Genomic DNA, 21,234 nt, shown 5'->3' on the forward strand with positions numbered 1-21,234 from the left:
AATATCGGAGGGGTAGCGAAGTGGCTAAACGCGGCGGACTGTAAATCCGCTCCTTCGGGTTCGGCAGTTCGAATCTGCCCCCCTCCACCATCTTATTGGGCTATAGCCAAGCGGTAAGGCAACGGACTTTGACTCCGTCACGCGCTGGTTCGAATCCAGCTAGCCCAGCCATAAGAGCCATTAGCTCAGTTGGTAGAGCATCTGACTTTTAATCAGAGGGTCAGAGGTTCGAATCCTCTATGGCTCACTTTAAGCACTCCTTAATGGGGTGCTTTTTTATTACCCATTTTTAGTAGTGATGTTTATGAAAAAATTTATAAGTATGACTTTCATAGTATGACAGTTACACCTTTCATTGGTATAATTATGAGTATGAAAGTTATAGACGGAGGAGAGATTATGGATTTTTCCAACTTTTTTAATAATCTTAGTACTTTGAAGATTATTACAAGTATATTAGATATACTTATTGTCTGGTATGTCCTTTATCTTCTCATTACTGTATTTAAAGGAACTAAAGCAATTCAATTGCTTAAAGGTATATTATTTATAGTTATTGGACAACAAGTAAGTAAACTTCTTAATTTAACTGCTACCTCAAAGTTATTTGATATTGTGATTCAATGGGGCGTTTTAGCTTTAATTGTGATATTCCAACCAGAAATAAGACGAGCACTTGAGCAATTAGGGCGAGGAAGCCTATTTAAACGCTATACCAATACTTACAGTCATGATGAAGAAAAATTAATCCAATCTGTATCAAAGGCTGTTCAGTATATGGCTAAAAGACGAATTGGAGCATTAATTGTTTTTGAAAAGGAAACTGGATTACAAGACTATATTGAAACTGGTATATCAATGAATTCTGCAATATCTCAAGAATTATTGATAAATGTTTTTATACCTAATACACCATTACATGATGGGGCTATGATTATTCAAAATACTAAAATTGCTAGTGCTGCATGTTATTTACCACTTTCAGATAGTAATAAAATTTCTAAAAGTTTAGGTACAAGACATAGGGCAGCCGTAGGAATTTCTGAAGTTTCGGACTCATTTACTGTGGTAGTATCTGAAGAAACCGGTTCAATATCAGTTACTTTCGATGGTAAATTAAGACGTGATGTTTCTGATGAAGTATTCGAAGAGTTATTAGCTGAACATTGGTTTGGAGCTCGCGCTCAAAAGAAGGGTGTGAAATAGCATGTTAGAAAGTAAATGGGGATTAAGATTTTTTGCCTTAATATTAGCGATCTTTTTTTATCTTTCTGTTAATAATGTGTTTGGCAATATTTTTAACAATGATAATCTATCTCAGAATTCTTCTAAAACAATAGAAGATGTACCTGTAGAAATTCTTTATAATACCAAAAATTTACATGTTACTAAATCACCAGATACTGTTGATGTTACTATTTCAGGACCACAATCAAAGTTATTGAAAATAGAAAGTTCAGACGATATCAAGGTTACAGTTAATTTATCTAATGCTAAATCTGGAAATTATAAAGAAGATTATATTGTTAAGGGATTAAGTAACGATATTAGTTATAATGTTAAACCTAAACATGCGTATATCACTTTGGAAGATAAAGACACTAAAACTATGCATGTTCAGCCTGATATTGCACAAAACAATATAAATTCAAATTATAAAGTAAGTGAAGCTTTTTTAAATAAAAATACTGTTCAAGTTACGGGCGGTAAAAAGCAATTAGATAAAATTGCATATTTAAAAGCGACATTTAAAAATGCGACTAATATCAGTGAGGATACTACTGATGTAGCTGAAATTACTGCATTTGACAAGCAATTGAATAAATTAAACGTTCAGATCAAGCCTAATAATGTTAAAATGTCAGTGAAACTTGAACCTTACAGTAAAAAAGTAAAAATTAAAACTGTTAAAAAGGGTTCGTTACCTGACGATGAAAGTTTAGATAACATTAAACTAAATGAGAATGAAGTAGAAATTTATGGTAATAAAGATGATTTGAAGGATATTAATGACATAGAAGCTGATGTAAATTTAGATGATATCACTGAGTCAACTAATAAAACTCTTGAACTCAAAATACCTAAACAGGTTAAGAAATCTGAATTCAATGAAGTCACAGCACATGTCAATTTAAAATAGTAAACTAGATAATAAAGGAGTAATTAAAATGGGAAAATATTTTGGAACTGATGGTGTAAGGGGAGTAGCTAATAAAGAATTAACACCTGAATTAGCGTTTAAGCTAGGTCGCTATGGTGGTTATGTATTAGCACATAATGAAGGAGAGAAACATCCTAGAGTTTTAGTTGGTAGAGATACTCGTGTGTCGGGTGAAATGTTAGAATCTGCTTTAATTGCTGGATTAGCATCAATAGGTGCAGAAGTAATGAGATTAGGAGTTATTTCTACTCCAGGTGTTGCATATTTAACACGTGAAATGGGAGCACAATTAGGGATAATGATTTCTGCCTCTCATAATCCCGTGGCTGACAATGGTATTAAGTTCTTTGGTGCTGATGGTTTTAAACTTTCAGATAAGCAAGAAGAAGAAATTGAACAATTATTAGACCAAGAACAACCTGACTTACCACGTCCTGCAGGTAAAGACATTCTGCATTTTTCAGATTATTATGAAGGTGCACAAAAATACTTAAGTTATCTTAAATCTACTATTGATATAAATTTAGATGGACTTAAAATTACATTAGATGGGGCGAATGGATCAACTTCTTCACTTGCGCCTTTCTTATTTGGTGATTTAGAGGCAACAACAGTTACAATTGGTTGTAATCCAGATGGATACAATATTAATGATGAATGTGGGTCTACTCATCCTGAACATTTAGCTGAAAAAGTTGTAGAAACTGAAAGTGATTTTGGTTTAGCTTTTGATGGAGATGGAGATCGTTTAATTGCTGTTGATGAAAAGGGTAACATCATTGATGGTGACCAAATTATGTTTATTATTGGTCAAGACATGCATAAAAATCATGAATTAAATAATAATATGATTGTATCTACTGTAATGAGTAATTTAGGATTTTATAAAGCTCTTGAAACAGAAGGCATTCAATCAAATAAAACAAAAGTTGGAGATAGATATGTCGTTGAAGAAATGAGACGAGGCCATTATAATTTAGGCGGAGAACAATCTGGACATATAGTAATGATGGACTATAACACGACTGGTGATGGACTACTAACTGGCGTACAACTTGCAGCTATTATTAAATCAAGTGGTAAAACTTTAAGTGAGTTAGCAGCCCAAATGAAAAAGTATCCACAATCATTAATCAATGTAAAAGTAACAGATAAACATCATGTGTCTGAAAATGAAGACGTTAAAGCTGTTATGGATGAAGTTGAGAATGAAATGAACGGTGAAGGAAGAATATTAGTTAGACCTTCAGGAACTGAACCATTAGTAAGAGTAATGGTTGAGGCAGCTACAAATGAAGATGCTGAACGTTACGCTCAAACAATTGCTAATAAAGTAAAAGAAAAAATGGGATTAAATTAATAGTACCATTAAAAAACAAGAATACACTCTCTTTAAAGTTAAAGTTGTAGAACTGAAAACTTTAAAGAGAGTATTTTTTATCAAAAAATATAAATTAAATATCAAATTATGACTATAAGTTTATGAATTAAATATAATAATATTTGCAAATGATTAATAAAAAAAGGTAAAATAAATAGTATTGGAAGAAAGGAGGATAGATGTAATAAAAATAAAACAAAGCGCCTGGACAAGTAATTAGAATGTTAATCATTTAGTATTAATTAGGAGAATACTCATAGACATACTAATTATATTGTAGACGAGGAGAATAGTTATCGATATAATCGGCGGATGCTATTCCGGATGTGGCACATTCGTTAGCTTATTATTTAAAACATATAGGTGACTAGATGTACAAATATAATAAGAACGCCAAATAGAAAACATAGAAATATGATGTTTAGAATCCAATACAATAAAACGAACAATGTCTAATTAAAAAATTTTATATAACAGATAAAATTATCATATGACTATGTAATGGAGGAAAAAGAAATATGTGCGGAATTGTTGGATATATTGGCTTTGATAATGCCAAAGAATTATTATTATCTGGTTTAGAAAAATTAGAATATAGAGGATATGATTCAGCAGGAATTGCTGTTGTCAATGATGAGGGTACTACTGTATTTAAGGAAAAAGGACGTATTGCAGAATTAAGAAAAGTAGCAGATAGCAATGACATTGATGGTCACATTGGTATTGGTCATACTCGTTGGGCTACTCATGGGGTACCTAGTACTGTTAATTCACATCCTCATCAATCAAATAATGGACGTTTTACTTTAGTACATAATGGTGTCATTGAAAATTATGAAGAGCTAAAAAGCGAATACTTATCAGATGTAACGTTTAAATCAGAAACTGATACAGAAGTTATCGTTCAATTAGTAGAATATTTTTCAAATAAAGGGTTAGAAACTGAAGATGCATTCACTAAAGCAGTATCTTTATTAGATGGATCATATGCTTTAGGCATGTTAGATTCTGAGGATGAAGACACTATTTATGTAGCTAAAAATAAATCACCTTTACTTGTTGGTATTGGTGACGACTTTAATGTTATTGCTTCAGATGCATTAGCAATGATTAAAGTTACAAATCAATATAAAGAAATTCATGATCATGAAATTGTTATTGTTAAAAAAGAAAGTGTAACAATTAAAGATAAAGATGGAAATATTCAACATCGTCCAACGTATACTGCTCAAATAGATGCATCAGATGCTGAAAAAGGTATTTATGATCACTATATGTTAAAAGAAATTAATGAACAACCAGCAGTAATGCGTCGTATTATTCAAGAATACGAAGATGAAAATGGAGATTTAAATATTGATTCTGAGATTATTAAAGATGTGTCGAATGCAGATCGTATTTATATCATTGCTGCAGGGACAAGTTATCATGCTGGTTTAGTTGGTAAAGAATATCTTGAAAAACTATCTGGAGTGCCAACTGAAGTTCATGTGGCATCAGAATTTGTTTATAACATGCCATTATTATCTGAAAAACCTTTATTTATTTATATCTCTCAATCAGGAGAAACAGCTGATAGCCGTGCAGTATTGGTTGAAACAAATAAATTAGGCCATAAGTCTTTAACAATTACAAATGTAGCAGGTTCAACGTTATCTCGTGAAGCTGATCATACGTTGTTATTACACGCAGGACCTGAAATTGCTGTTGCATCAACTAAAGCTTATACAGCTCAAATTGCTGTATTATCAATTCTTTCTCAAGTTGTAGCTAAAGCGCATGGACGCGATAACGGTATTGACTTATTAAGAGAATTAGCAAAAGTAACAACTGCAATTGAAACGATTGTAGATGACGCACCAGTAATGGAAAAAATTACTAAAGAATTCTTAGAAACGACTAGAAATGCTTTCTTTATTGGTCGTGCGATGGATTACAATGTAAGTTTAGAAGGAGCATTAAAACTTAAAGAAATTTCATATATTCAAGCTGAAGGATTTGCTGGTGGAGAGTTAAAACACGGTACTATTGCTTTAATCGAAGATGATACGCCAGTCATTGCTTTAGCTACTCAAGAAAATGTGAATTTATCAATTCGTGGTAATGTTAAAGAAGTAGTAGCTCGTGGCGCTAAACCTTGTATTATTTCAATGGAAGGTTTAGAAAAAGATGGAGACACATATGTGATTCCTCATGTACACGAATTATTAACACCTTTAGTATCAGTAGTAGCGCTACAATTAATCGCATATTATGCAGCGTTACACAGAGGATTAGATGTTGATAAACCTCGTAACTTAGCCAAATCAGTTACAGTTGAATAATTCAAAAAGCTGGGACATGAATGACATGTCTCAGTTTTTTATTTAATTTGTTAAATAATCAGAATCATCATACACTTATTTTAAGTAGAGGTGATCATTTGATAAATTTAAAGCATATCTATAAACAGAAACACGGAAAAACAATCCTTAATGATTTAAATTGGCATATTGAAACGGGAGATAATTGGATTCTTTATGGGGTGAATGGTGCAGGAAAAACAACACTATTAAATATCATGAATGCTTATGAAAGTGTATCTCAGGTTGAAATAGAAATGTTTGAAATGGTACCAGGTAAAAAAGGATATTCTGCAGAAAACGTTCGTCAACATATTGGATTTGTTTCGCATAGTTTATTAGAAAAATTTCAAGACGGTGAGAAAGTGATTGATGTCGTATTAAGCGGCATATTTAAATCTATTGGTCTATATAAAGAGTATTCTGATGAACATATTAAAGAAGCAGAAAAATTATTAAATTTAGTAGGAATGTTATCATATAAAGATCAATATTTAGGATATCTCTCAACAGGACAAAAACAAAAAGTAATGATTGCTCGCGCGCTTATACATCAACCTGATGTGCTTATTCTTGATGAACCAGCATCAGGATTAGACTTTTTGGCTAGAGAGCAGTTATTATATTTATTAGAAAATTTAAATAAGACATACGCTCATTTGACGATGATTTACGTGACTCATGTCATAGAGGAAATTATTCCTTTATTTAGTAAGATATTTTTATTAAAAGAGGGGAGTTGTTTTGATAAAGGAATAACAAAAGATATTTTAACTGATTCGATTATGTCTAAATTTTTTAATAATCAAATTGAAGTCATTCAATATAGAAATCGATATCATCTTTATATAAAATATAATTGAGTTTGCACTTTGGTTAAATAAATGTCACAATTTTTAGGAAAGAATTAGATGGAGGGTATCACGATGATATTTGAAAATATTAAAGCAATATTCTTAGATATGGATGGAACACTATTGCATGAAGATAATAAAGCGACTGTAAAAACAAAAGAAGTAATTGATCAATTAAGAGAAAAAAATTATAAGGTATTTCTAGCAACAGGACGTTCTTATTCTGAAATTCATAATTTAGTACCAAAAGGTTTTAAAGTAGATGGTGTTATTAGTTCTAATGGAACAAGAGGTGATATTGAAGATAAACTTTTATTTAAACATAGTTTGACAATAGATAGTGTAAAAAAAATCGTGCAACTGGCTCAACAACAACATATTTATTATGAAGTTTTTCCTTTTGAAGGAGATAGAATTTCACTAATTGAAGATCAATCATGGATGGAAGATATGATTGATAGTGAACATCCACAAAATGAAGTGAGTGAAAGTGAATGGAAATCACGTCGAGATGCCATGAATGGTAAAATTAATTGGAGAAAAGATATTCCAAATGACGCCTATTCTAAAATTTATCTTTTCAATAAAAAGTTAAATAAAATTAAAACGTTTAGAGATGAATTAATACAAAATAAAGTGTTATTAAATATTAGCGTATCTAATTCTTCAAGGTTTAATGCTGAGACGATGGCTTATCAAGTGGATAAAGGCACTGGAATTAAAGAAATGATAGATCATTTCGATATTAAACAAGAAGAAACACTTGTTATTGGTGATAGCGATAATGACAGAGCAATGTTTGAATTTGGAGGATACACTGTTTCAATGAAAAATGCACGTCCAGAAATTCAGTCTATTACTGATGATACTACACAATATACAAATGAAGAAGATGGCGCGGCTTTATATTTAGAACACCATCTTTTAAATTAAAATAAGGTAAGAAAGTAGAAGAAACCTGCTTTCTTACCTTTTGTGTTGAATAGTGATTTATTTATCGTTATTTAAATTTTTTTGATGACCTAAGTCTTCTTTAACATGATTTTTTGTATCATTAAAAGATGAAGGATCGTTTTTTAACGCTTCTTTTTCATGATTTATTTCTTTTTTTTCTTTTCGTTTACTTTTTTTCTTTTCTTTTACAGGTCTTTTCACATTCTCACCGCGACGTAAGAAATATTGAACAATACCCATTATAATTACAAAATATAGAATTAAACGTACAATAATAATAAGCGTTTGAGCAATAATTAAAATCACTTGTGCTACATTTTGGGACATATTTCCGGTTAATACAGTTAATACTGTACCAAGTGGTTGTGTAATGATAATAATGAGTAGGTTAATTAATAAGATAGCTAAAAAGAACTTGAACCAAGTTTTACGTCCATTTTTAATTCCTTTAAAGCCATCTTTAAAATGACCTATAGCACTTAAGTCATTTTTACGTGCAAATGACACAGTATAATTAATCATTAATATAAAGAAGAACCAATATACGATTGAAAGAATGAATCCCATAATGATAATTAAGATAATTTGTACAGTAAGTAAAATACCAATAGCGTGATCGGATGTACTTACTGACTGTTGAATAGATGTGAATAATGGTGTTAAAGCTTTATTAAATAAAAAGTTTAATCCTAATGTGATTAAATATAATACAGCATAAAGAATAATAGTAATTAAAGCTAAAAGAAGACTTTTAACATATTTTCCTTTTTTAAAAGCAAAAAACAAATCAGAAAATTGAACAGCTTCTTTTTCAATAGCTTTAGCCATAATATTAAAAGCCCCTGCAAGTAATTGATAACCTGCAAGTATAAAAAATAATAATCCTAAGACCAAGACGAGTATTATCATAACTAATGACGCGCCTGATGACTGTTGAAATTGTGCTGCTAGTTGCATCTGCATAAAGTTTTGAATGAAGAAAGTTCTAGCAATCACAAATGCCACAAATACAATAATAAAACTTACTAAACTAAATAGTATTGTTTTTATGAGTTGTGACTTAGCATTTTTAAATGCTAAACTATGAAATTTAAACAAAATAAGCACTCCTTTACGTTAATATAATACACAATATCAGAATTTGTGCTTTTTTTAAATTAATATCTAACAATATTATGTTTTAAGTGTTAAAATATGCTAATGATTTAATAATGAAAGGAGACTTTATGGTGAAATTTGCAATTTTAACCGACGTTCATGGTAATTTTGATGCCTTACAAACTGTTTTAGATGATATTGATAATAGAGAAGATATCGATCAAATCTTTAACTTAGGTGATAATATTGGAATTGGCCATGAAACCAATAAAGTATTAGATATGATTTTCGATCGAGATGATATGGAAATTATTGCTGGTAATCACGATGAAGCAATTATGTCAATTGTTAATGGTACACCGTATCCAGAAGATTTAAAAAATAAATTTTATGAACACCATCAATGGATTGAAAGTCGAATGGATGAAGATTACTATGATGTATTAAATACACTACCAAGATATTTAGAAAAAACAATTTGTGGGAAAAAATGTTTATTTATACATTATGAAATTGAAAATCAAAGATTAGAAGAGGGGATTGATAAACAACCATTTGAACCTATTGTAGATAATCAAAAAGAAGAGATAGTTAAATTATTTGAAGATAAGGATGCGGATTTTATAGCTTTTGGACATAATCATCAATTACACTTGTATGATGATAATAACAAAACCTATTTCAATCCTGGTTCAGTAGGACTTAATAATGGTAAATATGCCGTATATGGAATCGTCACAATTAACGAAAATGAGTTTAGTGTTGAAAGAGTAAAATTACCGTATGATAATGAAGAATTTCTTCAAGGATTTGATGAAAAACATGTACCAGGCAAACAATTTATTTTCGATTATTTTATATAAGTAAAAAAAGTCGAGCAGAAACTAATATGAATTCTGTTCGACTTTTTACTTATATTGTAAACTGCGGACATTGTTTGTGTAGTCTTAATGATGAGCGTGCTCTTTATGTAATCCAGAGCATAGTACTGAAGTATCGTGATCATGTTGTGCTGTTTCTAATTGAATTGTCATATGTTGTATATTTAAGTGAAGTAATTCATGTTCTATTTTTTTAAGAAGTCCTTCACAGTCCTGAACAGACATAGTTTCAGAGACGACTGCATGACAACTTAACGCATTCATATCATTTGAAATAGTCCAAACGTGATAATCATGGACATTATAAATTTCATTATGATTTATAATTGTACTAATGATTTTATCTAAATTGACGTCACTTGGTGTACCTTCCATTAAAATATTAAGTGATGAACGTGAAATACCGATTGCACTTTTCAATATAATAATGGAAACTAGAATGCTTGCGATAGGATCAGCAATTGTAAAGTTAAATACGTATATAAGAATAGATGCTATAATGGCACCTAATGAACCAAGTAAGTCTCCTAAAACGTGAATAAAAGCACCGCGCATATTTAAGTTATGTGACGTATCACCGCTTTTAAACATGATTATTGCAACGATAATATTCACTATAAGTCCAATCACACTAATAATAAACATTTCAGTGGATTGCACTTTAATAGGATTGAAAAATCTTCTAATCGCTTCGATGATAATGACGCCACTAATAATTAATAAAGTTATACCATTAAATAAAGCAGCTAAGACTTCAAAACGCTTGTAACCGAATGTTTTAGTTGAAGTAGCATTTTTCTCTGCATAAATAAATGCGATTAAAGCAACTCCTAGTGAAACAGTATCGCTAAACATATGAAGTCCATCTGATAATAGCGCAAGACTATTAGCGATAAATCCTCCTAAAATTTCAACAATCATAAATAAGCCTATAATAATAAAAGAAATTGTTAATACCTTTTTGTTATTGGTATGGACATGATTATGAGTATGGTTATGATGGTGTGTGTGATTAGACATTTATTATTCACCTCTTTGATGATGAGCATGTTGAATGGCTTGTTTTAATAAAGTAGAAACATGTTGATCGTCTATAGAATAAATCATGGATTGTCCATGACGTGACGATTTAACGAGGCCTGCTTGTTTTAAACTCTTTAATTGATGCGACACATTTGATTGAGTTAATTTTAATGTATGCGTAATATGCCCAACACTAGCTTCACCTTTATATAACAATTCTAAAATACGTAAACGGTTATAATCGCTTAACGCTTTAAATGTCTCAGTTAAACGGTTAAGCATGTATTCATCTATAAATATATCTCTATCTTTATTTGTATTGGACATCACATGAGACCTCCTCTTTAATATATGAATATATATTCATATATTAATATATAGTGTCCTTGTCTAAGTGTCAATGATATATAGTAAATAAGTTTAAAAATGATACTAAGTGGTATTAATAAACTATGAAATGAATTGAAGGAGGAAATAAGTTTATGAGTATATTAGTTATTGGTGCTAATGGTGGCGTAGGTTCTAAATTGGTTAACCAATTAAAAGAAGATCAAGTTGATTTTACAGCCGGTGTTCGTAAAGAAGAACAAGAAAGTGCGTTAAAAGATCAAGGTGTTAATGCCATTTTAATAGATGTAGAAAAAGATAGTATTGATGATTTAACTGAGAAATTCAAAGGCTTTGATAAAGTTATTTTCTCAGTTGGTTCAGGTGGTAGCACAGGTGCTGATAAAACAATCATTGTTGATTTAGATGGTGCAGTGAAAACGATTGAAGCAAGTAAAAAAGCAAATGTTAAACATTATGTAATGGTTTCTACTTACGATTCACGTCGTGAAGCATTTGATGCAAGTGGAGATTTAAAACCTTATACAATTGCAAAACACTATGCAGATAATCATTTAAGAAATTCTGGACTAACTTATACAATCGTTCATCCAGGTGGTTTAGAAGATAAATCAGGTACTGGTGAAATTAAAGCTGACTTGTATTTTGATGAAGGAAGTACAATTCCACGCGAAGATGTGGCTTCTGTATTAAAACACGTAGCGACTTCTGAAAATAAATTTGAAAATAAAGAATTTCAAATTCTTTCAGGGCATCAATCTATTCAAGAAGCATTATCTCGTTTTGAGTAGTTAAGTTAGATAATTAATTACAAATGAAAAGTTCTGTGTTAGAGTAGGACAGTGAGTTTTAAAACTTGCTGTTCTATTCTTTTTTATTAATATATATAATTTCTATTAAATTAATAATGAAATTGATATAATAAACATATGAGTGAAAATTTTTATTTAACTATAGAAGCGAAATAGCATTTATATAGAATTAGTTATCTGATATATTAAAAGCTTAAATAGATAGTAATTTAAAGATAAAATGGGTCATCAATTGTTCTAATTATACATAATCATTTAAATACGATATTTCACTTTAAAATAAAGAGAGAAGCAATAACCGTGTTTTAGGAGGTGCAATCATGCCATTATTTTTAAAGCCTATTTTCTTTGAAAAAATATGGGGCGGTAATAAGTTAAATCAATTTAATTACGACATACCAAGTGAACAAACTGGAGAATGCTGGGGTATTTCTGCACATCCGAATGGAAAAAATATGATTGAAAATGGTCAGTATGCTGGTCAAACATTAGATCAAGTATGGAATGAGCATAGAGAATTATTTGGAGACTTTCCAAGTAAAGATTTTCCTTTATTATGTAAAATAGTGGATGCAAGACACCCTCTATCTATTCACGTTCATCCTGACGACTCGTATGCATATGAATTTGAAAACGGTCAATATGGTAAGTCAGAGTGTTGGTATATTATTGATGCAGAAGAAGATGCTGAAATTATACTCGGTACCTCTGCTGATTCAAAAGAAACATTTGAGAATAAGATAAAAGAAGAGGCGGTGTTGGATGTAGTAGAAAGACTCAAAGTTAAACCAGGTGAGTTTTATTTTATACCAGCTGGAATGCTTCATTCTATAGGTTCTGGTGTTTTAGTATATGAAACAATGCAATCATCTGATATTTCATATAGAGTATATGATTATGAACGTAATCGAACTGATGGATCATCATTAGAAGTTAAAAAAGCATTAGACGTGATTCAATTTACTGCAAATGCACCTGCTATAGTACCTGAAACTACAATTGTAGAAAATCATAAACGTAGCCAAATTGTATCTAATGACTTTTTTACAATGGTTAAATGGGAAATAAGTGGAACGCTTAATTATATGAAGCCTCGTGAATTTTGTCTTATTTCTGTATTAGAAGGTCATGGACAAGTGATTACAGATGGAGAAATCTTTAAGCTAGAAAAGGGGTCTAATTTTATTTTAACTTCTGAAGATTTAGATAGCGTATTTGAAGGCGAGTTCACTCTAATTATAAGTTATATTTAGTTAATCAATTTAATTTATAAGCAGAAATGTTGGAATAATTTCTATATCTAGCATGATTTTCTAGTGTGATAGCTGAATCTAGAAGTTTTTTATTTTCCTTTTTTTGTTAATCGGAAATCTAATAAGGTTTAAATAATGAGGTAGTATATTTTAATAGTGAAATGGAATTTTGTGATGATTCATATGATTCTATTTCACTTTTTTGAATTTAAAAAGTGATTTCATAATACGTCAACTCTATTAAAAAAATATGATAAAATAAAAAAAACGAAATCTTATAGACTATTCATATATTTAAGTTAAGCTATCTAAAAATGACTAATAGGTGCTAAAATTAATATTAATATATACATGAATAAAGATGCTAAATTTAAAATAAGTAAGAAGGAGATTCTAGATGGCAGAAGAAGTAAATTACTTTTGGTTAAATTGTGGATATACAAGATGGAACCATAATGAACCATTAGTTGGACAAATAACTTTATTTGAGTCTGGAGCACAGTTCAATCCTACTCAGGGTTTTCGAGCGTTCAAAAAAGCTAAAATTGGCGATCAAGTGATTTTTTATCAAGTACAAACAGATACTGGATTATTAGGAATTGGGGAAATTATTAGTGTTCAAACAGGAGCACAAAATAAAATTAGAGTTGAATTTAAATTTAATGAAGAATTAAAGCCTTTAACTACTGACTATTTAAAACGTAGTGAAGTGCTAGATTATCGAATGAATAATATGCGAGAAACGTTAATAAATCAGCTCACAAAAGAAGAGTTTCAATTAATCGTTGAGTTAGGAAAAGGTAACATTCAATTACCTCGATATTTCTTCTTATCTGAAACTGAAAAATTTGAACCTGATACACATTATACGATTTTTACACATACTTATAATGGAATTAAACGGAATGGTTATCATTTTTATAACCAATTAGAAGTAGGGGATAATTTAATATTTTATGATAAGAATAGTAATCAATCGGTCGTAGGAATTGGTGAAGTATCTCGTCATATTCATGAAAAACCTCCAATTCCTGGTCGTACTAATAGTACTGCAATAGAGATTTATTATGAAAAGAATATCACTCCTGTTACATTAGGCGCACTAAATAAACATCCTAAATTAAAAAACTTATACTTTTTACAAGAAAATGCTAAGCAAGCAATAGCAAGTATGAGTCAAGCACAATACGATGCTATTATAGAAATGAGTGAAAATGATGGGATTAGAACACCATTTGAGACTATTAAAAAACCAGGATTCAATACAGATCATGATGAGACAATTAAACCTTTTATTTTACTTGTTGTAGATAAACGTGAAGAAGGTTTGAAAGCAGCCAATAATCTTTTACAAAAAACGAATGCTAATCCAGTTATTACTAGTGGTCACCCTGACTTTAGTGAAGATATGTTATATGGCAGATATCTACCTAATGAGACAGGTGCCTTATATTATAGAGAAGGTTTTATTACACAACTTATGCCTAAAAATGACAAAAGTTACTTAGTAATTGATAACTTTAATAGACTTGATCCAGATATATTTCAAACTTATATTAATGTTTTAGAAGGGTACGAAGTTACATTACCTAGATATAATAAAGACGGTAACATGATTACTTGGTCTCGTGAAAAAGATTCTTTTTATCATTTTAATCCTAATTGGCATATTATTGGGGTAACATACGAAAAGTTAGAAGATATAAAAAATAAATATTCACAACAATTTTTAAAATATACACGTATTGTAAAAGTGAACCATGATGCATAATAGCAGACAAGTTAGATAAAAAACATCATAACGTATAATGAGCTAAAGTGGATATAGAATTTGAAATAAATTCTATATCCACTTTTTTATGTTTAATGAGTCCTTGTAAAAGGAATAAATTAAATAAGTTAAAAAGGAAGGTGACGGAACATGCCAATCGTTTATTACGATGGAAACTGTGTGTATTGCTATAATTATTGTATTTGGCTAATACAACATGGTTTACCTAAAAACTATGAGTTTGCGACTTTAAAAGGAAAAGCGGGACAACATTTATTTGAACAACATCCTGAAGCTAAAAATAAAAATAGTGTGATACTACAAGAAGGAGATCATTTATATTACGAGACTACTGCAGTAGCAAAATTAATCACAACATTAAGTAGTGAAAAATGGTTAGGTATACTACTTAGAGTAACGCCATTACCAATAAGAAACTTAGGTTATCGACTATTTGCTAATAATAGAGATAAAATGTGGAAAACACATTGGCATAAACCCAACGCATATGAAAAATCATTCTTTATTGATGATGATAGACAATAAATGAGAAAACTATTTTTTAATTGATAATATATATAAGTTTTAATTATATATTATAAAGCTTTTGATAATGATTCTATATATTTATTCATGAGTATTAGTGTTTTCAAATTACGTGTGTAAAATAACTTTACAGATTATAATTATTATAATATAATTATGATTGTAAAAGAGAGACATGATTGTATAAAAAAGGAGAGATTCGATGACGCAACAAGATGTAGTAAAAGAATTAAATCAACAAGTGGCAAACTGGACAGTAGCATATACAAAATTACACAACTTCCATTGGTATGTTAAAGGTCCTAATTTCTTCTCATTACATGAAAAATTTGAAGAATTATACAATGAAGCTAGTCAATATGTAGACGATTTAGCAGAACGTATTCTAGCAATTGGAGGTAATCCAGTAGCAACATTAAAAGAAAGTTTAGAACTTTCAATTGTAAAAGAAGCAGATACACATTACACTGCTGAAGAAATGGTTAAAGCTTTCTCTAAAGATTTAACTCAAATTTCTAAACAACTTGGAAAAGCAATTGAAGTTGCAGGTGAAGCAGGAGACGACGTTTCAGAAGATATGTTTATTGGTATGCAAACATCAGTAGATAAACATAATTGGATGTTTAAATCTTATTTAGTTTAAGTATTCTATTTTAAAAAGAGCCATTGTGGACGATAAAACGTCTACAATGGCTCTTTTAACTTTTAATATTAACATTGATAAGTGATTATTCAGCGATTTCTAAAGCAATTTCCATCATTTGAGTAAATGATGTTTGACGTTCTTCAGCTGATGTAGCTTCATCTCTTAAGATATGATCACTTACAGTAAAAATACCTAAAGCTTTTTTACCAGCATGAATCGCATTTAAATATAAGCCAGCTGATTCCATTTCAATACCTAAGATACCCATGTTCTTCCAACTATCATTGAAATGTTTATCGGCATTATAAAACGTATCTGATGATAAAATATTTCCAACATGTGTAACTGCCCCGATATCATCAGCAACTTGTTTAGCTTTAGTAATTAACTCAAAATCTGCAATTGGAGCAAAGTGACCAGGAATATTAAATTGATCTACATAATTTGAATTAGTTGAAGCAGCTTGAGCAATAATGACATCATATAAATTCACATTCTCTTGTAATGCACCACATGAACCTATTCGAATAATTGTATCAACATCAAAGAAATTATAAAGCTCATACGAATAAATTCCAATACTTGGAATACCCATACCTGAACCCATTACTGAGATCTCTTTACCTTTATAAGTGCCAGTGTATCCAAACATATTACGTACTTCATTAAATTGTTCAACATTTTCTAAAAAGTTATCAGCAATATATTTTGCACGTAATGGATCTCCAGGCATTAATACTGTTTTAGCAATTTTAGCTCCATTAGGTTGAATATGAGGTGTACCGTTTGTCATGAATATCTTCTCCTTAACATTTTATTCAAAATAAAGATAACATTTGTTTAAAATTTTTGCGAATTTTTGTACTATATAAATGAGAGAAACATATAAATTATGTTAATATAAGTTGGCTTTCGAGCAATACATTGGAGGAAATTTTTATGGAATATTCAAAATATATTGATCATACACTTTTAAAACCAGAATCAACACGTCAACAGATTGATAAAATTATTTCTGAAGCTAAGGCGTATCATTTTAAATCGATTTGCGTCAATCCGACCCACGTTAAGTATGCTTCTGAACAACTTGTGAATTCTGATGTACTCGTATGTACAGTGATTGGGTTCCCACTTGGAGCTACAACAACCGCTACAAAGATTTTTGAAACAGAAGATGCGATTAAAAATGGCGCGTCTGAAATTGATATGGTTATCAATATAGGCGCACTTAAAGATGGAAGATATGAAGATGTTCAAAAAGATATTGAAGGCGTAGTTGGCGCAGCTAACGGAAAAATAGTGAAAGTTATTATTGAAACTATTCTTTTAACAGACGATGAAAAAGTGAAAGCAAGTGAACTAGCAAAAGCTGCTGGTGCAGATTTCGTTAAAACATCAACTGGCTTTGCTGGGGGAGGCGCTACACCAGAAGATGTGAAATTAATGAAAGACACTGTGGGAGACGAATTAGAGGTTAAAGCTTCAGGTGGCGTGCGTAATCTTGAAGATTTTCACAAAATGCTTAATGCAGGTGCTACACGTATTGGAGCAAGTGCTGGTGTTCAAATTATCAAAGGTTTAGAATCAAATTCTGATTATTAATAGTATGTTTTTTAACATCATTTAGAAATGCAACAACCGAGAAAGGGGATAGCACAATGAGAATGGTAGACATCATTGAAAAAAAGCGTGATGGACAGATATTAACTAAAGAAGAAATCGAATTTTTCATAGAAGGATATACCAATGGAGATACCCCAGATTATCAAGCTTCTAGTTTAGCGATGGCAATCTTTTTCCAAGATATGAATGAAGAAGAACGTGCAGCTTTAACTATGGCAATGGTTAATTCAGGTGATGTTATTGATTTATCAAAAATCAATGGTATTAAAGTAGATAAACACTCAACTGGTGGCGTTGGAGATACGACGACATTAGTGTTGGCACCATTAGTAGCTGCAGTGGGAGTGCCAGTTGCCAAAATGAGTGGCCGTGGTTTAGGACATACGGGTGGAACGATTGATAAATTAGAATCTATTGATGGGTTCCATGTTGAAATCTCTGAAGCGGACTTCATTAAACTTGTTAATGAAAATCAAGTTGCAGTGATTGGACAAACTGGCAATTTAACACCTGCAGATAAGAAACTATACGCATTAAGAGATGTTACAGGAACAGTTAACTCTATTCCTCTAATCGCATCATCTATCATGAGTAAGAAAATTGCCGCGGGTGCTGATGCAATCGTCCTAGATGTTAAAACTGGAAATGGTGCATTCATGAAAACATTAGAAGACGCCGAGGCTTTAGCACATGCTATGGTTAGCATAGGAAATAATGTTGGTAGAAATACAATGGCTATTATTTCAGATATGAGCCAACCACTTGGTCGTGCGATTGGGAATGCTTTAGAATTAAAAGAAGCGATTGATACCTTAAATGGTCAGGGACCTGAAGATTTAACTGAACTAGTGTTAACGCTTGGTTCACAAATGGTCGTACTTGCTGAAAGAGCAAATACACTTGAAGAGGCGCGTCAATTGCTCAATGAAGCCATCGAAAATGGTTCAGCATTAGATAAATTCAAAACATTTTTAGAAAATCAAGGTGGAGATGCTTCAGTTGTCAATTTACCGGAGTTATTACCGACTGCCGAATATCAAATTGATTATAAAGCAAAATCAAGTGGTGTAGTTTCAGAGCTTATTGCTAATGAAATTGGAGTTGCTTCAATGATGTTAGGTGCGGGAAGACAAACGAAAGACGATGACATAGATTTAAGTGTTGGCATTGTGTTGAATAAGAAAGTAGGAGACAAAGTCAATGTAGGAGAGTCTTTATTAACGATTCACAGTAATCGTGAAAATGTTGATGATGTAATTAAGAAACTTGACGAAAGTATCGAAATTAAAGCGCAAGCAAAAACACCAACATTAATTCATAAAATAATTACAGAGTAGGAGTGTTAAATATGACGACACCATTTAAAAGAGTGCATTTAATTGTCATGGATTCAGTAGGTATTGGTGAAGCACCTGATGCTGCAGCTTTTAATGATGAAGGTTCACACACATTAAAACACACGTTAGAAGGTTTTAACCAATCATTACCTAATTTAGAAAAATTAGGATTAGGTAATATTGAAGATTTGCCAGTGGTCAATAAAGTTGAACAACCAGGTGCTTTTTTTACTAAATTAAGTGAAGCTTCTGTTGGAAAAGATACGATGACAGGACATTGGGAAATTATGGGACTAAATATCATGCAACCATTTAAAGTTTATCCAAATGGATTTCCTGATGAATTAATTCAAGAGATTGAAGAAATGACAGGTCGAAAAGTTGTAGCAAATAAACCTGCTTCAGGTACTGCAATTATTGATGAATTAGGCGAACATCAAATGAAGACAGGAGATTTAATTGTTTATACTAGTGCAGACCCAGTACTTCAAATTGCTGCACATGAAGATATTATCCCACTTGAAGAATTGTATGATATTTGCGAAAAGGTTCGTGAATTAACTAAAGATCCTAAGTACTTAATTGGCCGTGTTATTGCACGCCCATATGTAGGTGAACCAGGAAACTTTACACGCACGTCTAATCGTCATGATTATGCACTTAAACCATTTGGTAAAACAGTAATGAACACATTAAAAGATCATGACTATGATGTTATTGCAATTGGTAAAATTAATGACATTTATGACGGTGAAGGCGTAACAGAAGCAATAAGAACTAAAAATAATATGGATGGCATGGATCAGCTCATTAATGTCGTTAAAAAGGACTTTAATGGTATCAGCTTCTTGAATTTAGTGGATTTTGATGCGTTATATGGTCACCGCAGAGACAAAGACGGTTATGCACAAGCCATTAAAGATTTTGACGAACGCTTACCAGAATTAATTGATCATTTACAAGAAGATGATTTAGTTATTATTACGGCAGATCATGGTAATGATCCAATTGCAGAGGGTACTGACCATACGCGAGAATATATTCCAGTGCTTATGTTTAGCCCTAAAATAGATGCATACCATGAATTATCAGGAGATACAACATTTAGTTCTATTGGTGCAACAATAGCAGATAATTTCAATGTTGAATTGCCAAAATACGGAAAAAGTTATTTAAAAGAAATGGGAGTTGAATAATTATGAAAATAATGAGATATTTACTAGGTTTAGCATTTGGATCAGCAGGAATACTACATTTTACAAATGAACGTCAATTTAGATCGATTGTACCGGAGTATTTACCATTACGAAAAACAGCAGTTTTAGTGACAGGCGTATTTGAAATGTTCTTTGGAGTTATGTTATTAGCCAAAAGACCTGCTGATTGGTTGAAAAAAGGTATTAATGCATTTTTACTTGCAGTTTTACCAGCAAACATTTACATGGCAAGAAAGCAATTACCATTAGGAAATAAATCTGTTCCTAAGTGGGCATTATACTTAAGATTACCACTTCAATTCATTTTAATAGCTATCGTAAAAAAATTATAATAAAATTTAAATAAACCATACCCTACCTAAAGCATTTAGGTAGGGTATGGTTTATTTAATTATTAATTATTTGCCTTCACCAAAAACGTCGTTCCATTGATTACGTTTATCTAAGAATTCTTTTGCGAGTGCTTTAGCACCTTCAAGAGAATGACTAGCAGCCCAACCGCATTGAACTTCATTGCAAGCAGGAACTTCTGTAGCTTCTAACACATCATTTAAAGTTTTTTCAACAATATTTAATACATCTTCGTAGTCATCGTGATCAATAAATGAAACATAAAAACCAGTTTGACAACCCATAGGACTTAAATCTACAACTTTATCAGAATGATTTCTGACATGTTCAGCCATTAAATGTTCTAATGAATGTAGCGCTGGCATATCCATATGCGCTTTATTTGGTTGTTTAAAACGTAAATCATATTTTTTGATAACGTCTCCATTAATCCCTTCCATTGTGCCTGCTAAGCGAATATATGGAGCAACTACTTTTGTATGGTCAAGATTAAAACTTTCAACGTTCATTTTAGTCATTTTTATTTCCTCCTATAAATACATTGCTTGAATAATATGATTGTAACAAGAGTGCCAATCATTTACAATTTTCTTAATTAAGTGATTTAAATACTTATTGTAAGAAAATTTTGTAAAT

General features: G+C 31.1%; 21 protein-coding genes and 3 tRNA genes. 19 read left to right on the forward strand and 5 right to left on the reverse strand.

Annotation, left to right across the window (positions count from 1 at the left end):
• Window positions 1–6: 6 nt before the first annotated feature.
• From CD034_RS08620 to CD034_RS08660, 9 genes are all read left to right on the forward strand, one after another.
• Window positions 7–90 (forward strand) — tRNA-Tyr (locus tag CD034_RS08620).
• A gap of 6 nt (window positions 91–96) precedes the next feature.
• Window positions 97–171 (forward strand) — tRNA-Gln (locus CD034_RS08625).
• 3 nt (window positions 172–174) lie between these two features.
• Window positions 175–247: transfer RNA gene (locus tag CD034_RS08630), tRNA-Lys, on the forward strand.
• Window positions 248–399: 152 nt separating this feature from the next.
• Window positions 400–1,206, forward strand: coding sequence for a diadenylate cyclase CdaA (gene cdaA, locus CD034_RS08635; protein WP_002455035.1), 807 nt, complete (start codon window positions 400–402; stop codon window positions 1,204–1,206).
• A gap of 1 nt (window position 1,207) precedes the next feature.
• Window positions 1,208–2,140, forward strand: coding sequence for a CdaR family protein (locus tag CD034_RS08640; protein ID WP_002455036.1), 933 nt, complete (start codon window positions 1,208–1,210; stop codon window positions 2,138–2,140).
• A gap of 28 nt (window positions 2,141–2,168) precedes the next feature.
• Window positions 2,169–3,521: a phosphoglucosamine mutase gene (glmM, locus tag CD034_RS08645; protein WP_002448705.1), complete on the forward strand. Its 1,353-nt coding sequence runs from the start codon at window positions 2,169–2,171 to the stop codon at window positions 3,519–3,521.
• 539 nt (window positions 3,522–4,060) lie between these two features.
• A complete protein-coding gene (glmS, locus tag CD034_RS08650; RefSeq protein WP_002455037.1) occupies window positions 4,061–5,866 on the forward strand; it encodes a glutamine--fructose-6-phosphate transaminase (isomerizing) in 1,806 nt (601 codons plus the stop codon).
• A 20-nt stretch (window positions 5,867–5,886) separates the two neighbouring features.
• On the forward strand, window positions 5,887–6,747 hold the full coding sequence (locus tag CD034_RS08655) for an ABC transporter ATP-binding protein (protein WP_002455038.1): 861 nt from the start codon (window positions 5,887–5,889) through the stop codon (window positions 6,745–6,747).
• Between the two features lie 63 nt (window positions 6,748–6,810).
• Window positions 6,811–7,671 carry an HAD family hydrolase gene (locus CD034_RS08660; protein WP_049417932.1) on the forward strand — a complete coding sequence of 287 codons (861 nt, stop codon included), beginning with the start codon at window positions 6,811–6,813 and terminating at the stop codon, window positions 7,669–7,671.
• Between the two features lie 57 nt (window positions 7,672–7,728).
• On the opposite strand, the gene CD034_RS08665 is transcribed toward CD034_RS08660, so the two are convergent.
• Window positions 7,729–8,790 (reverse strand): hypothetical protein, encoded by a 1,062-nt coding sequence (locus CD034_RS08665; protein ID WP_037554370.1) that lies wholly within the window; start codon window positions 8,788–8,790, stop codon window positions 7,729–7,731.
• 128 nt (window positions 8,791–8,918) lie between these two features.
• Between CD034_RS08665 and CD034_RS08670 the strand changes: the two genes are divergently transcribed.
• A complete protein-coding gene (locus tag CD034_RS08670; RefSeq protein WP_002448650.1) occupies window positions 8,919–9,653 on the forward strand; it encodes a metallophosphoesterase family protein in 735 nt (244 codons plus the stop codon).
• 84 nt (window positions 9,654–9,737) lie between these two features.
• Here the strand turns inward: CD034_RS08670 and czrB are convergent, their stop codons facing one another.
• Window positions 9,738–10,691 carry a CDF family zinc efflux transporter CzrB gene (czrB, locus tag CD034_RS08675; protein WP_002448714.1) on the reverse strand — a complete coding sequence of 318 codons (954 nt, stop codon included), beginning with the start codon at window positions 10,689–10,691 and terminating at the stop codon, window positions 9,738–9,740.
• 3 nt (window positions 10,692–10,694) lie between these two features.
• Entirely contained in the window at window positions 10,695–11,021 is a 327-nt protein-coding gene (locus CD034_RS08680) for an ArsR/SmtB family transcription factor (protein WP_002448641.1), read from the reverse strand.
• A 155-nt stretch (window positions 11,022–11,176) separates the two neighbouring features.
• On the opposite strand from CD034_RS08680, the gene CD034_RS08685 reads away from it, so the two are divergent.
• The 5 genes from CD034_RS08685 to CD034_RS08705 all read left to right on the forward strand — a co-directional run bounded on the left by CD034_RS08685 (window position 11,177) and on the right by CD034_RS08705 (window position 16,067).
• The gene (locus tag CD034_RS08685; RefSeq protein ID WP_002448697.1) at window positions 11,177–11,833 is read left to right on the forward strand and encodes an SDR family oxidoreductase; all 657 of its coding nucleotides are present in this window, start codon (window positions 11,177–11,179) and stop codon (window positions 11,831–11,833) included.
• Window positions 11,834–12,174: 341 nt separating this feature from the next.
• Complete coding sequence (locus tag CD034_RS08690; RefSeq protein WP_002455043.1) at window positions 12,175–13,107, forward strand: type I phosphomannose isomerase catalytic subunit; 933 nt, start codon at window positions 12,175–12,177, stop codon at window positions 13,105–13,107.
• A 397-nt stretch (window positions 13,108–13,504) separates the two neighbouring features.
• Window positions 13,505–14,878, forward strand: coding sequence for an EVE domain-containing protein (locus CD034_RS08695; RefSeq protein ID WP_002448691.1), 1,374 nt, complete (start codon window positions 13,505–13,507; stop codon window positions 14,876–14,878).
• 150 nt (window positions 14,879–15,028) lie between these two features.
• Window positions 15,029–15,424 carry a thiol-disulfide oxidoreductase DCC family protein gene (locus CD034_RS08700; protein WP_002448659.1) on the forward strand — a complete coding sequence of 132 codons (396 nt, stop codon included), beginning with the start codon at window positions 15,029–15,031 and terminating at the stop codon, window positions 15,422–15,424.
• Window positions 15,425–15,626: 202 nt separating this feature from the next.
• Window positions 15,627–16,067, forward strand: coding sequence for a Dps family protein (locus tag CD034_RS08705; RefSeq protein ID WP_064207260.1), 441 nt, complete (start codon window positions 15,627–15,629; stop codon window positions 16,065–16,067).
• 85 nt (window positions 16,068–16,152) lie between these two features.
• Here CD034_RS08705 and deoD read toward each other — a convergent pair whose 3' ends face one another.
• Window positions 16,153–16,863 carry a purine-nucleoside phosphorylase gene (gene deoD, locus CD034_RS08710; protein WP_002448701.1) on the reverse strand — a complete coding sequence of 237 codons (711 nt, stop codon included), beginning with the start codon at window positions 16,861–16,863 and terminating at the stop codon, window positions 16,153–16,155.
• Between the two features lie 146 nt (window positions 16,864–17,009).
• Between deoD and deoC the strand changes: the two genes are divergently transcribed.
• The 4 genes from deoC to CD034_RS08730 are packed head-to-tail and all read left to right on the forward strand — an operon-like array spanning window position 17,010 to window position 20,579.
• Window positions 17,010–17,672 carry a deoxyribose-phosphate aldolase gene (gene deoC / locus CD034_RS08715; RefSeq protein WP_002455046.1) on the forward strand — a complete coding sequence of 221 codons (663 nt, stop codon included), beginning with the start codon at window positions 17,010–17,012 and terminating at the stop codon, window positions 17,670–17,672.
• A 56-nt stretch (window positions 17,673–17,728) separates the two neighbouring features.
• Complete coding sequence (locus CD034_RS08720; protein WP_002448678.1) at window positions 17,729–19,030, forward strand: pyrimidine-nucleoside phosphorylase; 1,302 nt, start codon at window positions 17,729–17,731, stop codon at window positions 19,028–19,030.
• An 11-nt stretch (window positions 19,031–19,041) separates the two neighbouring features.
• The gene (deoB, locus tag CD034_RS08725; RefSeq protein WP_002455047.1) at window positions 19,042–20,226 is read left to right on the forward strand and encodes a phosphopentomutase; all 1,185 of its coding nucleotides are present in this window, start codon (window positions 19,042–19,044) and stop codon (window positions 20,224–20,226) included.
• Between the two features lie 2 nt (window positions 20,227–20,228).
• Entirely contained in the window at window positions 20,229–20,579 is a 351-nt protein-coding gene (locus tag CD034_RS08730) for a DoxX family protein (protein WP_002448667.1), read from the forward strand.
• A 66-nt stretch (window positions 20,580–20,645) separates the two neighbouring features.
• Here the strand turns inward: CD034_RS08730 and CD034_RS08735 are convergent, their stop codons facing one another.
• On the reverse strand, window positions 20,646–21,116 hold the full coding sequence (locus CD034_RS08735) for an S-ribosylhomocysteine lyase (RefSeq protein WP_002455048.1): 471 nt from the start codon (window positions 21,114–21,116) through the stop codon (window positions 20,646–20,648).
• Window positions 21,117–21,234: the final 118 nt, after the last annotated feature.

It is taken from the genome of Staphylococcus hominis subsp. hominis, assembly GCF_002901845.1.
In the GTDB taxonomy this organism is placed as follows: domain Bacteria; phylum Bacillota; class Bacilli; order Staphylococcales; family Staphylococcaceae; genus Staphylococcus; species Staphylococcus hominis.

What these genes read in the sequence shown, in the direction of transcription:
- CD034_RS08730 (WP_002448667.1), top strand. Translation starts at nt 20,229, where the DNA reads ATGAAAATAATGAGATATTTACTAGGTTTAGCATTTGGATCAGCAGGA.
- deoC (WP_002455046.1), top strand. Translation starts at nt 17,010, where the DNA reads ATGGAATATTCAAAATATATTGATCATACACTTTTAAAACCAGAATCA.
- CD034_RS08690 (WP_002455043.1), top strand. Translation starts at nt 12,175, where the DNA reads ATGCCATTATTTTTAAAGCCTATTTTCTTTGAAAAAATATGGGGCGGT.
- glmM (WP_002448705.1), top strand. Translation starts at nt 2,169, where the DNA reads ATGGGAAAATATTTTGGAACTGATGGTGTAAGGGGAGTAGCTAATAAA.
- cdaA (WP_002455035.1), top strand. Translation starts at nt 400, where the DNA reads ATGGATTTTTCCAACTTTTTTAATAATCTTAGTACTTTGAAGATTATT.
- CD034_RS08640 (WP_002455036.1), top strand. Translation starts at nt 1,208, where the DNA reads ATGTTAGAAAGTAAATGGGGATTAAGATTTTTTGCCTTAATATTAGCG.
- deoD (WP_002448701.1), bottom strand. Translation starts at nt 16,863, where the DNA reads ATGACAAACGGTACACCTCATATTCAACCTAATGGAGCTAAAATTGCT.
- CD034_RS08700 (WP_002448659.1), top strand. Translation starts at nt 15,029, where the DNA reads ATGCCAATCGTTTATTACGATGGAAACTGTGTGTATTGCTATAATTAT.
- CD034_RS08735 (WP_002455048.1), bottom strand. Translation starts at nt 21,116, where the DNA reads ATGACTAAAATGAACGTTGAAAGTTTTAATCTTGACCATACAAAAGTA.
- CD034_RS08680 (WP_002448641.1), bottom strand. Translation starts at nt 11,021, where the DNA reads ATGTCCAATACAAATAAAGATAGAGATATATTTATAGATGAATACATG.
- CD034_RS08705 (WP_064207260.1), top strand. Translation starts at nt 15,627, where the DNA reads ATGACGCAACAAGATGTAGTAAAAGAATTAAATCAACAAGTGGCAAAC.
- CD034_RS08720 (WP_002448678.1), top strand. Translation starts at nt 17,729, where the DNA reads ATGAGAATGGTAGACATCATTGAAAAAAAGCGTGATGGACAGATATTA.
- CD034_RS08695 (WP_002448691.1), top strand. Translation starts at nt 13,505, where the DNA reads ATGGCAGAAGAAGTAAATTACTTTTGGTTAAATTGTGGATATACAAGA.
- CD034_RS08670 (WP_002448650.1), top strand. Translation starts at nt 8,919, where the DNA reads ATGGTGAAATTTGCAATTTTAACCGACGTTCATGGTAATTTTGATGCC.
- CD034_RS08660 (WP_049417932.1), top strand. Translation starts at nt 6,811, where the DNA reads ATGATATTTGAAAATATTAAAGCAATATTCTTAGATATGGATGGAACA.
- CD034_RS08685 (WP_002448697.1), top strand. Translation starts at nt 11,177, where the DNA reads ATGAGTATATTAGTTATTGGTGCTAATGGTGGCGTAGGTTCTAAATTG.
- CD034_RS08655 (WP_002455038.1), top strand. Translation starts at nt 5,887, where the DNA reads ATGACATGTCTCAGTTTTTTATTTAATTTGTTAAATAATCAGAATCAT.
- czrB (WP_002448714.1), bottom strand. Translation starts at nt 10,691, where the DNA reads ATGTCTAATCACACACACCATCATAACCATACTCATAATCATGTCCAT.
- glmS (WP_002455037.1), top strand. Translation starts at nt 4,061, where the DNA reads ATGTGCGGAATTGTTGGATATATTGGCTTTGATAATGCCAAAGAATTA.
- deoB (WP_002455047.1), top strand. Translation starts at nt 19,042, where the DNA reads ATGACGACACCATTTAAAAGAGTGCATTTAATTGTCATGGATTCAGTA.